This is a genomic window from Curtobacterium sp. BRB10 (assembly GCF_031844325.1).
Lineage (GTDB): Bacteria > Actinomycetota > Actinomycetes > Actinomycetales > Microbacteriaceae > Curtobacterium > Curtobacterium poinsettiae_A.
Genome location: NZ_JAUZVA010000008.1, coordinates 94,121 through 108,619 on the forward strand (window position 1 = coordinate 94,121; position 14,499 = coordinate 108,619).

The window sequence follows — 14,499 nt, forward strand, 5'->3', positions numbered from 1 at the left end:
CCCGCTCACGCCGCCGCTCCGATCGCGGCGAGGACCTGGCCCGGCGCGACCTGGTCGCCCGGCTTGATGTACACCTCGAGCACGTGGCCCGGCACCGGTGCGTGCACCATCGACTCCATCTTCATCGCCTCCACGGCCAGCAGCTTCTGTCCTTCGTCCACCCGGTCGCCCGGTCGGACGTCCACCTGCCACACGGTCGAGGTGAAGGGGGCGTACACGGCGGTCGACCCCTCCGGCACGGTCACGGCGTCGGCCACCACGGCGGCCGGCTCGTCACGGACGTCGAACTCGCCCGATGCCCGCCACCGCTCCTTCTCCTCGCCGAACGCCTGCGCCTGCTGCGTCCGGAAGTCCGCGATGGACCCGGCGTTGTCGGCGAGGAACCGGTTGTACGACGCGATCGAGAACTCGCCCTCGACGGTCTCGAACGAGCCCCGTCCGGCGTCCGTCTCGGCGCGCAGCTCGAGCAGCTCGTCGGCACCGACCGGGTACCACTCGATCCGGTCGAAGAACCGCAGCGCCCACGGGTTCTCCTGGAACAGCCCGCCGCGGCGGAACCGGTTCCAGATCTGCACGGTGCGGCCGACGAACTGGTAGCCGCCCGGACCCTCCATCCCGTAGATGCACAGGTACGCGCCGCCGATGCCGACGGAGTTCTCGGCGGTCCAGGTGCGGGCCGGGTTGTACTTCGTCGTGACCAGCCGGTGCCGGGGGTCGAGTGGGGTCGCGACCGGGGCGCCGAGGTACACGTCGCCGAGGCCGAGCACCAGGTAGCTCGCGTCGAACACGGTGCGGAAGACGTCGTCGACGCTCTCGAGCCCGTTGATGCGACGGATGAACTCGATGTTCCACGGCGTCCACGGGGCGTCGTTCCGCACGCCGTTCATGTACCGCTCGATCGCCAGCCGGGTGGCCGGGTCGTCCCACGACAGCGGCAGCTTGACGGTGCGCGACGGCACGACGAGCTGGTCGGTCGGCGGGATCTCGTCCTCGAGCTCGCGGAGCAGCCCTGCCACGTCGCGCGCCTTGAGCACGGACGCGTCGGTGTGGACCTGCAGGGAGCGGATGCCCGGCGTGATGTCGAGGATCCCCTTGGGCGTGTGCTCCTGCAGCTCCGTCATGAGCGCGTGCACGCGCATCCGCAGGGCGATGTCGAGGGTCATGTCGCCGTACTCGACGAGCACGTTGTCGTCGCCGTCGCGTCGGTACGCGACGCTCGGCCGCACGTCGGTCGCGTCCAGGCGGGCGATCACGCCGTCATCGCCGTCGCCTCCGGTGCTGCCGTCACTCCCGGTGCGTGGCACCGTCCTGGAGGCCCGGTGTGCGTCGAGCGCGGCGGCGTCGGCTTCGCGGACGGGGACGAACCGGACCGTGTCACCCGGTCGGAGCTGGCCCAGCTTCCACAGGTCGCCGCTGGCGACCACGGCGGGGCAGACGAACCCGCCGAGCGACGGCCCGTCCGGTCCGAGGATGATCGGGGTGTCCCCGGTGAAGTCGATCGCACCGACCGCGTACGGGGTGTCGTGGATGTTCGACGGGTGCAGACCGGCCTCGCCGCCGTCGGTCCGCGCCCACTCCGGCCGCGGCCCGATGAGCCGGATGCCGGTGCGCGCCGAGTTGTGGTGCACGGCGTAGTCGGTGGCGTAGAAGACGTCGAGGTCGGCGCGGGTGAAGAAGTCCGGCGCCGCGTGCGGCCCCTCGGTGACGGCGATCTCCCACGCGTCGGTCAGCGCGGTGCGGCGGCCGGCCGGGGTCGGACCGCCCACCAGGCCCAGGCGGGTGCCGGACGGGAACGCCGGGTGCGGGGCGTCCGAGTCCGGGGAGCCGGGGCGCAGGACGTCGCCGGCGAGCAGGGCCCGGCCGGCGTGGCCGCCGAAGCCACCGAGTGTGAAGGTCGCGGTCGAGCCGAGGTAGGTCGGCACGTCGAAACCACCCCGGACCGTCAGGTAGGTGCGGAGGCCCGGACCGGGGGCCGTGCCGATCGCCAGGGTCTGGCCGGCGCCGACCTCGACCGGCTCCCACAGCGGCACGGGTTCGCCGTCGAGGGTGACCGGCGCCGGCGCGCCCGTGATCGCGACCACCGCGGCGGCCGAGAACCGGAGCGTCGGGCCCGTGGCGGTGACCTCGAGTGCGGGGGCGCCGTCCGGGTTGCCCACGGCGCGGTTCGCCTCGGCGAAGGACGCCGCGTCGAACGGGCCGCTCGGCGGGACGCCCACCTGCCAGTACCCGACCCGGCCGGGCAGGTCCTGGATCATCGTCATGGTGCCCGGCGCGACGACGTCGATGCGCGGGTCCGGGTCCTCGGTCGCGTCGAGCGTCGAGGTGGAGTGCGTGGCGGTACGGAGCTCGAGGTCGTCGGTCAGCGCACGGAGCAGCCCGGCGTTCGTGACGATGCCGTCGATGCGGGTGGCCGCGAGCCCGTCGCGCAGCAGGTCGAGGGCGTCGTCGCGGGTCTCCCCGGTGGCGATCACCTTGGCGAGCATCGGGTCGTAGAAGGCGGACACCTCGGAGCCCGTCTCGACCCAGCCGTCGACGCGGATGCCGGTGCGCTCGCCGGATGCCGTGGTCGCGCTCGGGAACACGGCCTGGGTGACGAGGCCGCTGGAGGGCAGCGAGCCCTTCGCCGGGTCCTCGGCGTAGACGCGGGCCTCGACGGCGTAGCCGTTCGGGGTCCAGGTGCGGTCGAACACGTCGGGGTCGATGCCGACCGCGCCGTCGCGGGCCAGGCGGAGCATGAGTTCGACGAGGTCGACGCCGAACACTTCCTCGGTGACCGGGTGCTCGACCTGCAGGCGGGTGTTCACCTCGAGGAACGACGCCTCTTCGCGCACCGGGTCGTAGACGAACTCGACGGTGCCGGCGCTGCGGTACCCGACGCTCTCGGCGAGGCGGCGGGCCGACGCGTGCAGCTCGGCGCGGACGTGCTCGGGGAGCGCCGGTGCCGGGGCTTCCTCGATGACCTTCTGGTTGCGGCGCTGCAGGGAGCAGTCGCGGTCGCCGATCACCGCGACGCGGCCCTCGCCGTCGCCGAAGAGCTGGACCTCGACGTGCCGTGCCGGCCGCACGAGCCGCTCGAGGAAGATGCCGGCCGACCCGAAGGCCGCGGTGGCCGTGCGGGTGACGCTCGTGTACGCCTCGCGGACCTCGTCGAGGGTGGAACACGCCTGCATGCCGATCCCGCCGCCACCCCCGGTGGCCTTGAGCATGACGGGCAGCCCGATGCGCTCGGCCTCGGCCACGGCGTCGTCGACGCTGGCGAGCAGCCCGGTGCCGGCGAGCATCGGGACCCCGGCGGCGGCGGCCAGCTCGCGGGCGGTGTGCTTTGCGCCGAACCGGACGATCTGGTCGGCGGTGGGCCCGACGAACCGGATGCCGGCGTCCTCGCAGGCCCGGGCGAAGTCGGTGTTCTCGGACAGGAACCCGTAGCCGGGGTGCACGAGTCCGGCGCCGGTGTCCTTCGCGGCCTGCACCACCGCGTCGATGCGCAGGTACGAGTCGCGCGCGGGTGCGGGACCGAGCCGGACGGCGACGTCGGCCTCGCGGACGTGGGGTGCCGCGCGGTCGGCGTCCGAGTACACGGCGACGGTGCGCATGCCGAGCGCCTTCGCGGAGCGGATGATGCGACGGGCGATCTCACCGCGGTTCGCGACGAGGACGGTGTCGGTGCGGAGGGCAGGGGTCTGGTTCACGGTGGCGGTCCCGGTGGGGTCGGGCGCGGCGGTCACGGCTGGACCACGATCATGCGCAGCGGTGTGCAGGAGAAGTCGTTGCAGGGGTTGTTCATCTGCGGGCAGTTCGAGACGATGACGAGCACGTCCCGCTCGGCCCGGATCGCGACCCGCTTGCCGGGGGCGCTCATGCCGTCGACGATGCCGAGCGCGCCGTCGGCCTCGACCGGGACGTTCATGAACCAGTTGAGGTTCGAGACGATGTCGCGGGCACCGAGTCCGTGGCGGCCGGCCTCGGCGAGGAAGTTCTCGCGGCAGCCGTGCTGGTACTGGGTGTGGTGCCCGTACCGCAGGGTGTTCGACTCCTTCGAGCACGCGCCGCCGATGGTGTCCTGCCGGTCGATCTCGTTCGCGACGACGGTCATCAGCGGGTGGCCCTCGTTCGACATCAGGACGGTGCCGGTCCGGACGTACGCGTTGCCCTGTGCGGCGAGGGTGTCCGGCACGCTGTACCGCTCGTCGGGGTCGTGGGCGTCGTAGAGCAGGCAGTCGGCGCTCTGGTTGCCGCCGACGTCGACGATGGTGAGCACCTCGCCGGCGCGGACCACGGCGGACCACGGTGCGAGCGGGGCCACCCGGTCGTCGCGGACCACGGTGCCCGGCACCAGGGACTCGCTCCAGTCGAGGGCGACGTCCGGGTCGTGGACGGCTCCGACCGGGACGGTGGAGGTGGTGGAGTGGGTCGTCGTGTCGGTCATCACAGGCCTCGGGCTTCCGCGTGGTCGATCGAGTTCAGGTAGGCGCGCGTGAGCTCCGGCGTTGCGGTGAACCGCTCGTCGGCCGCGGTCGTCGGGGCCCCGCGCCAGGCGTGCACCCGCAGCGGTCCGACCAGGTAGTCCGGGCGCGGGTCGATCGGGTGCGCGACGTTGGCGACCAGCACGAGCAGCGGCAGCTCGGCGACGAGCGTGACGTGGGTGCCCGCGCCGGCCGAACCGGTGAAGGTCATCGCCCCGTCGGCGTCGATCCGCACGCCCTGGAAGAACGAGATGCTCGGCGGCAGGTCCCGCTTGGTGAGCCCGTGCTTCGCGGCGGCCTTCGCGAACAGCGACCGACCGCTCGGGGTGCGCCCCTCGGGTGCTGCGTCGCCGTACTTCCGCTCGTTCCAGGCGTCGGTCGAGGTGCCGCAGAACGCGTCGTGGTGCCGTGAGGTGTCCTCGAGGACGGTCGCGAGTGCCCTGCCGTCCCCGCTCAGCAGCGGCGAACCCTGGCCCAGGTACGCCTGCCACGGGATCTTCTGGGTGTCGGCGACGTTGAGCCGCTCCCACGGTTCGAGCGCGTTGAACACCAGGACGTTGGCGCAGGCCTGACCCGTCGGGTCGTCGAACCGCAGCCGTGACCCGCGGGCCAGCACCTTGTGCGTGTACCCGCCCGGCGCCACCGTCTCGGCCCAGACGAGCTGCGCGGGGTCGACGCCCTCGGGGGCGAACGGTGACGACGACGCCGGCAGGTACGGCATGTACTCGGACTGCGAGCCGGCCTGGGCGCGTGCGTCGGACCGGGAGGCGAGCACGCTGTCGGTCTGGTGGAGGTCGCGCATGGGGTTCCTTCCGGATCAGGCTTCTGCGGGCACGGGGGTGGCGGCCGTGGTCGGCACCTCGGCCAGGGTGATCGGCCCGTGCGTGCGGTGACGCCAGCTCGACCACGCCCAGCCGACGAGCAGTACGCCGCCGATGAACAGCAGGGCGCTGTACTGCAGCCACCACGAGGTGCCGGTCAGGTCGTAGATCTCCGGCCGGGGCCAGATGAGGTTGATCGCCATGCCGACCTGGAACGCCACGGCCAGGGCGTTGAGCGGGATGCCCCAGCGACCGAGGGTGAACAGCGGCTTGCCGTCCTCGTCCACCCCAGTCGGCAGCCCCGTGCGCCGGAGCTTGATCCGCTGGACCAGCAGCGGCCCGGTGACCCCGAGGTAGGCCAGGTAGAGCATCGCGATGCACAGGCTCGACAGCGCGGTGAAGATCGCGGACTGCCCGATGTTGACGGCGAGGGCCAGCCCGGCGCCGACCCCGACGACGATCGACGCGGCGATCGGGGTGCCGGTACGGGGCGAGACGCGGGCCAGGGTGCGGTGGAAGGGCAGCGCCTTCTCGCGGGCCATCGAGTAGACCATCCGGGCTCCGGCGGTCTGCACGGCGAGGGTGCAGGCGAAGACCGCGACGGCGACGGTGCAGAGCAGGAGCCGGCCGAAGACGTCGCCGAGGGTCGAGGTGATCACCCAGGCGAGCCCCTGCGTGGCGAGCTTGCCGTCGGTCAGGCTCGGGGCGGCGACGAGGGCGCCGATGATGAGCAGCCCACCACCGAGGCCGGAGACCGTGAGCGCCCGGACGATCGTCTTCGGGGTGGTCCGGCGCGGGTTGTGGGTCTCCTCGGCGAGCTCACCGGCCGAGTCGAATCCGACCATCACGTACGCGGCCATCAGCGAGGATGCCAGGAACGCCCACACGTACGGCTCGGTGCTCGTCGAGCCGGCGGTCGTGAACACCACGGAGGCGCTGCGGTGCGGCAGCAGGAACAGGGCGCCGATGAGCACGACGACGCCGACGATCTCGATGAGCACGCCGAAGCTCGTCACGCGGGCCATCAGCCGGACGCTCGTGATGTTCACGATCGTCGTCACGGCGAGCATCACCAGACCGAGGACCACCGCGTTCGCGGCACCGGTCGGCGACGCGACGGACGGGTCCGCACCCGGACCGCCGACGACCTGGAACCCGTCCCAGATCGCGGGGAGCACGGCCTGCACGGCGATGGCCGCCACCGCGACGGTGAGGATCTGGCCGATGATCATCGTCCAGCCGGTGAACCACCCGAACCGGGCTCCGGCCAGACGGCTCGACCACTGGAAGATCGCGCCGGAGATGGGCCAGCGGGCCGCGAGCTGCGCGAAGTTCAGCGCGACGAGCAGCTGGCCACCGAAGACGAGCGGCCACGCCCAGAAGAACGCAGCACCGCCCAGCCCGAAGCCGAGTCCGAACAGCTGGAAGACCGTGGTGAGGATCGAGACGAAGGAGAAGCCCGCCGCGAAGGAGGAGAACGAGCCGACCCCGCGGTGGAGTTCCTGCTCGTAGCCGAGGCGGGCGAGCCCCTGGGTGTCGACGTCGGACGTGGCGCGCGGTGCGTGGAGCGGTGCTTGCGGAGAACGCATGACTGCAGACCTTTCGCGGAGTACCTGTCGGGTGACAGGTAGTGCGACAAGTGTCGTGCGGCCCTGTGTCGGCGCCGTTGCCCGTCTGTTTCGAGTGCGTGACGGCAGGCCCCGGCGTGTAAACGTTCCGAGTCGGCGGCCGGCTGTGGCGGCCTGCCGAGGACCACCTGCGGGCCTCAGGCGGTGGCGGGGGCGTGCTGTCCCGCCACCGGGAAGGGGCCCGGCGCGGTGTCGCCGCCGTACCGAGCCACGATCTCCGCGGCTGCCGACACGCTGCGCCCGATCGCGTCCTCGGGCACCCGCAGGAGTCGGAGGCAACCGCGGGTGACCGCCGTCGCGTACGCCTCGCGTTCCTCGGGACGCCCCCAGTACCGCTGCGAGACGACGGACTCGACGAGCCCGAACACGAGGTCGACGTCGTCCTGCTCGGACGGCGTCCTCGTCGAGCCGAGGTGGGCCAGCACCTCGGCTGCGAGGCGCTGGTAGCGATCCCGCAGCGAGGCGGCTCCGGCATCGTCGTCGCGGAGCGCCCGTGCGACCCCCGGCATCCGGAAGACGGCGACGATGTCGTCCGGCGTCGACAGCACCACCGACGTGTCGAACGACGAGAGGGCGGCGAGCCGGGTGACCGGGTCGATCTCCTGGTGGTCGAGCCAGTCCGCGAAGGCGACCGCGGGCGAGGTCGAGCGCGCGAGGAGCTCGAGCACGATGTCGTGCTTCTCGGCGAAGTGGTAGTACAGCGAGGCCTGCTTGATGCCCACCCGATCAGCGATCTGGCGGGTCGTCGTCTCCAGGTACCCCTGCGTGGCGAAGAGCTCCGCAGCGGCGTCCAGGATCTCCGCACGGGTCGTCCTGCCTGCTCGCCGCTCGCCGGTGGCCCGGGGGCGGCCGCGGGGTGCGCGTGGGCGGTCGGGCGCCTGGGTCGGTCCGTCGGATCGATCGGTCATGCGTCGTCGGCCCCTCCCACGATCGCCCCGGCCTGGACGACGAGCGAGATGCTACCGGGTGTCGTCAGGACGGTGAGGTCCGTGAGCGGGTCGCCGTCGACGAGCACGAGGTCGGCGCGTTTGCCGGCGGTCACGGTGCCGACGTCGTCGCCGACACCGCAGAGGTCCGCGGCGACCGACGTCCCGGCGGCGATGGCCAGCTCCGGCGAGAGTCCGACGTCGACGAGTCGCGCCAGCTCGGCGAGGTTCGTCCCGTGCGAGACGATGCCCGCGTCGGTGCCCATCGCGACCGGCACCCCGGCGGCGACCGCTGCGGCGATCCGTTCGGCCCCCTCGGCAGCGAGTCTGGCGCGTTTCCGGGCGGCCCACGGCGGCGCGTCGGCCGAGAGCGTCCGGAGGAGGGTCGACAGTGTCGGGACGAGAACGGTCCCGTGCTCGAGCATCGCCTCGATCGCCCGATCGTCACTGAGGTAGCCGTGCTCGACGCTCCGGACGCCGGCGCGCGCCGCGGCCTCGACGCCGCGCGCCCCGATGGCGTGTGCGGCCACGCCGGCGAGCCCGTGCCGATCGACCTCCTGCACGACGGTCCGCATCTCTGCTTCGCTCAGGCCGCCGCCCTCCGGGTGGCTCCTCGGGCTGCCCACACCGCCGGTGGCGGCCACCTTGACCCAGTCGGCACCTTCTCGCACGACCTCTCGCGTCAGCCGCAGGAACGCATCCGGTCCGTCGCCGACGGCTCCGGCCCCGGGGCCGTCGTCCAGCGGGAGGCCGCCGATGGTGCGGGAGTCACCGTGGCCGCCGGTGACGCTCAGGATGCGGATCGCCACGAGGAGGCGCGGTCCGCTGACGACGCCGTGCTCGACCGCGTCGCGGAAGCCGGCGTCCGCGCCGGCGAGGTCGCGCACCGTCGTGACGCCTGCACGGAGCGTGGCGGCGAGGTGGGGGACCGCTCGGAGCGTCTTCGCACTCTCCGGCTCCGTGATGGCGTCGAGCGTCGTCGTCGTCGGGCTGGTCGTCAGGTGGACGTGGCAGTCGACGAAACCGGGCAGCAGTGTGCGTCCGCGTCCGTCGACGATCCGGAGTCGGTCGGCTCCCGCAGTGGCCGCGATGCTCGTCGAACCGGTGGGGGTCACCCCGACGATCCGGTCGCCGGCGACCTCGACGTCGACGTGGTCGCGAGCCGGGCCGCCGGTCCCGTCCACGAGCCGGACGTCACGGACGAGCAGGGGCGGGTGGATCGAGGGCGGCGTCATGCTCCCATCCTGCACCAATACCTGTCGCTGACAGAATTCATCTCGCGGAAACACGGCGACACGTGTCGGAAACGGTCGGGACCTATTTTCGATCACTGACAGGTTCCGCCCCGCACCCGACCCGAGAGGTCTGTCCGATGGCCCTTTGCACCCCGCGCACCGTCACCCGTCCACTCACCGTCGCCGCGCTCCTGGCGAGCATCGCGCTCACGGTCAGCGCCTGCTCGACGACCGGTTCCGCTGCAGGGTCCTTCGACTCGACGGACACCTTCACCGCCGTCTACCTCGGGTCGTACTCGACGCCGCCGGACCCGGACACCAACTACGACGGCCCGGGTCTCAACATCATCGAGAACACCTACGAGGGCCTCGTGGCCTACCGCGACGGCGCCGACACCGCGGAGATCGTGCCGGAGCTCGCGACGAAGTGGTCGGTGTCCGACGACGGGCTGACCTACGACTTCACCCTGCGTCCCGACGTCACCTTCCACGACGGCACGCCGTTCACCGCGGAAGCGGTCGTCGACTCGTTCGAGCGCCGCACCGCCGTCGACGGTGGCCCCGCGTACATGGTCGCTGACGTCGCATCGGTGGAACCCGACGGTGACCACCGCGTCGCGGTGCACCTCAAGGCGAAGAACACGGCGTTCCTCGACTACCTCGCCTCGCCGTTCGGCGTGAAGATGATCAGCCCGACGGTCCTCGACGAACACGGCGGGAAGGACCACGCACAGGAGTACCTGACCACCCACGACGCCGGTACCGGGCCGTACGAGCTCTCGGAGGTCGACACCGGGTCGTCCTACGGGATGCGCGCCTACGACGACTACTGGGGAGACGCGCCGGCGATCCCGGACGTGACGTACCGGATCGCGGAGAACGCTTCGTCGGTGCAACTCGAACTCGAGCGCGGCGAGGTCGACGCGGTGCTCAACGTCACCTCGAAGACCGCCTACCAGCGCATGTCGGAGACCGAGGGCCTCGCCGCGTCCACGTTCCCGAACTTCACGACCCAGACCCTGTTCGTGAACCCGGCGTCGAAGGCGTTCCCCACCGTGGACGACCGTCACCGGCTCTTCAGCGCGATCGACACGGAATCGGTGATCGACGCCTCGATGGGGGACCTCGAGGAACCGACCTCCGAGCTGTTCCCCGCGGGCATGACCGACGCGTCGATCAGCGAGCAGGGCGTCACGCACGATCCGTCCGCGCTCGCAGCCCTGGCCGACAGCGGTACGACCGAGGGCCGGACCATCCGGGTCGGGTACGCGGGCTCGAGCGGCGACGGCAAGGCGTTCGCGGACGAGCTCGTCGCCGAGTTCGGTGACGTCGGCCTCACGGCCGAGTCGGTCTCGTACGCCTCCGGGTCCGCCTACACGATGACGGACGACCTCGAGGCCGCTCCCGACCTCTTCGTGATGTCGGTCTTCCCCGACGCCGGGCACGTCGACGCGTGGGCTCGGATCCTCTACACCCCGAAGGGCGGCCTCGACCTCTTCGGCGCCGAGGTCCCCGGACTGACGGATGCCCTCGACGATGCGGTGGCCTCGGGTGACGACGACGCCTACGCGGCGATCGCTGCTGCGGTCAACGACTCCGGGTACTGGCTCTCGACCGGCTCGCTGAACAGCACCACGGTCGTCCGCGACGACGTCCGTGGGGTCGACGACGCGCAGAACGTCCTGGAGTACAACGTCCTGCACTTCGCCGCGCTGGACCGGGACTGACGGACGAGGGGCCTCGATCCGGCCCCTCGTCACAACACCGACCAGCAGCCGATCCGGAAGGGGTCATCGTGACCAGCACAGCAGCGTCCGCGCAGAGCACGACACCAGCCGATCCACCCGACCCGGTCGTCCGCGTCGCCGACCTCCGCGTCGTCCTGCACCGTGACGGAGCGCCCGTCGAAGCGCTCCGGGGTGTCGACCTCGAGGTCGCGCCGGGCGAGGTACTCGGGCTCGTCGGCGAGTCCGGTTCGGGGAAGACCGTCCTCGGCCTCACCCTGATGGCGTTGCTCCCTGCGGCTGCTCGCCCGGTGGTGAGCGGCACGGTCCGGATCGCCGGCGAGGACATCGTCGGAACCACCGCCGAGCACGACCGTGTGGTCCGCAAGGAGCACATCGGTGCCGTGTTCCAGGACCCGATGACCTCGCTCGACCCCACCATGACGATCGGCGCCGCGCTCGCCGAGGTCGCCCGCAATCGTGCCCACGTGCTGGAGCTGCTCACCGACGTGGGCATCCCCGACCCGGCCGAGCGGCTCGGGGCGTACCCGCACAACCTGTCCGGCGGTCTCCGCCAACGGGTCATGATCGCGCTGGCGCTCGCGAGGAACCCCTCACTCATCATCGCCGACGAACCGACCACCGCACTCGACGTCACCGTGCAGGCCCAGATCCTCGCGCTCCTGCGCCGTCTCCGTGCCGAACGCGGGTGCTCGGTCGTCTTCGTCACCCACGATCTCGGCGTCGCGGCCGAACTCTGCGACCGCGTTGCGGTGATGTACCGAGGCGAGATCGTGGAGAGCGGGCCTACGGCGATGGTCCTCGAGAAGCCTCAGCACCCCTACACCCGGGGGCTGCTGGCCTCCCGCATCGACCTGGGCACCCCTCGGGACCGACCGGTGCCGTCCGCGCACGACGCGGACCGGGTGGACGACCTGCCCGCGATCTGGCCGCAGGTCGTGCTGGGCGACACCGCCGTGGAACTCCGCGGTGTGGAACGGACCTTCCGCAGCGGACCGGTGTGGCGCCGGCGGTCGGTCGAAGCCGTCCGCGGCGTCGACCTCACCGTTCGGGCTGGTGAGTCCCTGGCGCTGGTCGGGGAGAGCGGCTGCGGCAAGTCCACGACCATGCGGATCATCGCGGGGCTGGACACCGCCAGCGCTGGGACGGTGTCCGTGTTCGGTTCCGGGCGTCCGCAGATGGTCTTCCAGGACGCCGGGGCCTCGCTCACGCCGTGGTTGTCGGTCGGCGAGATGCTCGCCGAACGCGTCCGCGCGGCGCGGCGCGGGGTCGCCGCTGGTGCGGTCGCGGAGGCGGTACACGAGGTGCTCGACCGGGTGGGGCTCCCGCAGGACATCGCCCGGGTCCGCGCCACTGCGCTCTCCGGCGGGCAACGGCAACGGGTCGCGATCGCCCGAGCCGTCATCGTGCCGCCGTCGGTGCTCCTGTGCGACGAGCCGACGAGCGCCCTCGACGCTTCGCTCGCCTCCACCGTGCTGAACCTGCTCGGGCGGATCCGACGCGAGCTCGGGATGACCATGCTCTTCGTCACCCACGACCTCGCCGCCGCGCGGATCGTCTCGGACCGCATCGCTGTGATGCGACAGGGGCGGATCGTCGAGACCGGCGACGCTGATGACCTGTGCGCCGCCCCACGGCACGCCTACACCGCTGCACTCCTCGCGGCGATCCCCGGCGATCGACTCTCGCTCGCCCGGACCGGGAAGGACCGCCCGTGACCGTCACCACCACCGCGTCGTTGCGACCGACCGACCGACGCTGGCAGCGCGTCACCGCCATCCGACGGCGCGGACGCACCGTCGACCTCGTGGCCATCAGCGCGCTGGGCGTCGTCGTGGTCGTCGCGCTCCTCGCTCCCGTGATCGCCCCCTACAGCCCGGTGCTGCGGTCCGGGACAGCGTTCCTCCCCCCGGGCTCGGCGGGGCACCTGCTCGGCACCGACGCGCTCGGCTACGACATGCTCTCGCGGGTGCTCCACGGCCTGCGCGCGAGCCTCGTCGCCGCGTTCATCGTGATCGCCAGCGGGGTCGTGTTCGGCACCGTGGTCGGGCTGCTCGCCGGTTCACTCGGGCGATGGGCCGACAACCTGCTCATGCGCTTCACCGACCTGTTCCTCGCGATGCCCGGACTCGTCATCGCCCTCGCCGTCGCGGCCGCGCTCGGCCGGGGGTACTGGAGCGCACTGCTCGGCATCGCGGTCGTCTGGTGGCCGATGTACGCGCGGCTCGTGCGAGGAGAGATCCGCGCGTGGGCTGCCCGCCCGCACCTCGAAGCCGCCGTCATCGGTGGGATCGGATGGTGGCGCAGGACCACACGGCATCTCCTGCCCGGCGTGACCTCGACCATCGTGGTCACCGCGAGCCTCGACATCGGCGGGCTCATCGTCGCGCTCTCCGCACTCTCCTTCCTGGGTCTCAGTTCGCCCGCTCCCGCACCGGAACTCGGTGCCATGGCGGCGCAGGGCGCCCAGTACCTGCTGGAGTACTGGTGGATCCCGGTGGTGCCGGGGCTCGCCGTGGCGGTCGTCTCGTTCCTGGCGAACCTCGCCGGGGACGGTGTCCGAGACCTGGTGAGCCGATGACCCGGAGCACCACGCGCCTCCCGGCCTGCATCCCGACCACCGTCGTCCGCTGCAGCGGACCCGAGCAAGGAACATCCGCATGACCGCCTTCGTGCTCCGCCGTACCGGCTCCATGCTGGGCGTCCTGGTCGCCCTCACCATCGTGTTGTTCTCCTTGCAGGAGCTCAGCGGCGTCGACCCCGCGCGTGCGTACGTCGGCGCGAACGCCTCCGCCGGAGCGGTCGACCGTGCCAGGGCGTCGCTCGGGCTCGACCAGCCTGCTCCGATCCGGTACCTCGCCTACCTCGGGGGGCTCCTCCACGGCGACCTGCAGAACTCCCTCCGCACACGGACACCGGTCGCGGAGGGGATCGCGACCGCCTTCCCCGCGACGCTCGAACTCGCGATGTGGACCCTCGCCCTCGCCCTCCTGCTCGGTGCAGCGTTCGCGTTCCTGACGGTCATCCGTTGGCGCGGTGCCGGTGTCGTCAGGATCGTCCTGCTGTCGGGTGCGGCGGCCCCGACCTTCCTGCTCGCATCCGTCGGCCTCCTGTTCCTCTACGGGAAGCTCGGACTCGTCCCCGCCAACGGCCGCTCCTCGTTCACGGAGTCCTCTCCCGGACCCACGGGGTTGCTCGTCGTCGACGCGGTCCTCGCCGGGCGGGTCGACGTCGCCGGTGACGCCGTCTGGCACCTCCTCCTCCCCGCAGCCTGCGCTGCGGTGTCGCCCGCGGTCGCGATCGGTCGGGTGCTGGTGGACGGCCTGCGGACGAACCTCGTCGCCGACCACGCGCGCACCGCTCGTTCCGCGGGGATGCGCGAGAGCGCCGTCCTCCTCCGGCACGCGCTCCGGAACGCCCTCGGTCCGACGCTGTCGATGATCGGACTGCAGGCCGGGATGCTCCTCGGTGGACTGGTCGTCGTCGAGAAGATCGTCGGTTGGCCCGGACTCGGGAGCTACCTGGACCGTTCGGTCCAGTCGAGCGACTTCCCGGGCATCGCGGGCGTCGCGCTGCTGCTCGGCGTCTCGTTCGTCGTCCTGAACACCGTCGTCGACCTGCTGCAGGTCGTCGTCGACCGCCGCCTGGCGCTCGCCTGAGCCCGTCGGCTGAAACCACCAC

10 protein-coding genes are annotated in these 14,499 nt (G+C 71.9%); 4 read left to right on the plus strand and 6 right to left on the minus strand.

What is annotated here, in order from left to right; all coding sequences use genetic code 11:
- Positions 1–5: 5 nt before the first annotated feature.
- The 6 genes from uca to Q9R26_RS16525 all read right to left on the minus strand — a co-directional run bounded on the left by uca (position 6) and on the right by Q9R26_RS16525 (position 9,073).
- A complete protein-coding gene (gene uca, locus Q9R26_RS16500) occupies positions 6–3,725 on the minus strand; it encodes an urea carboxylase (protein ID WP_311227924.1) in 3,720 nt (1,239 codons plus the stop codon).
- Entirely contained in the window at positions 3,722–4,426 is a 705-nt protein-coding gene (locus Q9R26_RS16505; RefSeq protein ID WP_311227925.1) for an urea amidolyase associated protein UAAP2, read from the minus strand. The genes uca and Q9R26_RS16505 overlap by 4 nt, the downstream gene beginning before the upstream one ends.
- Positions 4,426–5,265, minus strand: a complete 840-nt coding sequence (locus Q9R26_RS16510; RefSeq protein ID WP_311227926.1) for an urea amidolyase associated protein UAAP1 — start codon at positions 5,263–5,265, stop codon at positions 4,426–4,428. The genes Q9R26_RS16505 and Q9R26_RS16510 overlap by 1 nt, the downstream gene beginning before the upstream one ends.
- A gap of 15 nt (positions 5,266–5,280) precedes the next feature.
- Entirely contained in the window at positions 5,281–6,873 is a 1,593-nt protein-coding gene (locus Q9R26_RS16515; protein WP_209132737.1) for an APC family permease, read from the minus strand.
- Positions 6,874–7,049: 176 nt separating this feature from the next.
- Entirely contained in the window at positions 7,050–7,820 is a 771-nt protein-coding gene (locus Q9R26_RS16520) for a TetR/AcrR family transcriptional regulator (RefSeq protein WP_262139809.1), read from the minus strand.
- Positions 7,817–9,073, minus strand: coding sequence for an amidohydrolase family protein (locus tag Q9R26_RS16525; protein ID WP_311227927.1), 1,257 nt, complete (start codon positions 9,071–9,073; stop codon positions 7,817–7,819). The genes Q9R26_RS16520 and Q9R26_RS16525 overlap by 4 nt, the downstream gene beginning before the upstream one ends.
- A 137-nt stretch (positions 9,074–9,210) precedes the next feature.
- Between Q9R26_RS16525 and Q9R26_RS16530 the strand changes: the two genes are divergently transcribed.
- The 4 genes from Q9R26_RS16530 to Q9R26_RS16545 all read left to right on the plus strand — a co-directional run bounded on the left by Q9R26_RS16530 (position 9,211) and on the right by Q9R26_RS16545 (position 14,477).
- On the plus strand, positions 9,211–10,800 hold the full coding sequence (locus tag Q9R26_RS16530) for an ABC transporter substrate-binding protein (RefSeq protein ID WP_311227928.1): 1,590 nt from the start codon (positions 9,211–9,213) through the stop codon (positions 10,798–10,800).
- Between the two features lie 68 nt (positions 10,801–10,868).
- A complete protein-coding gene (locus tag Q9R26_RS16535) occupies positions 10,869–12,536 on the plus strand; it encodes an ABC transporter ATP-binding protein (RefSeq protein ID WP_311227929.1) in 1,668 nt (555 codons plus the stop codon).
- Complete coding sequence (locus Q9R26_RS16540; protein WP_259578417.1) at positions 12,533–13,399, plus strand: ABC transporter permease; 867 nt, start codon at positions 12,533–12,535, stop codon at positions 13,397–13,399. The genes Q9R26_RS16535 and Q9R26_RS16540 overlap by 4 nt, the downstream gene beginning before the upstream one ends.
- Positions 13,400–13,478: 79 nt before the next feature.
- Positions 13,479–14,477 (plus strand): ABC transporter permease, encoded by a 999-nt coding sequence (locus Q9R26_RS16545; protein WP_311227930.1) that lies wholly within the window; start codon positions 13,479–13,481, stop codon positions 14,475–14,477.
- The last annotated feature ends 22 nt before the right edge of the window (positions 14,478–14,499 follow it).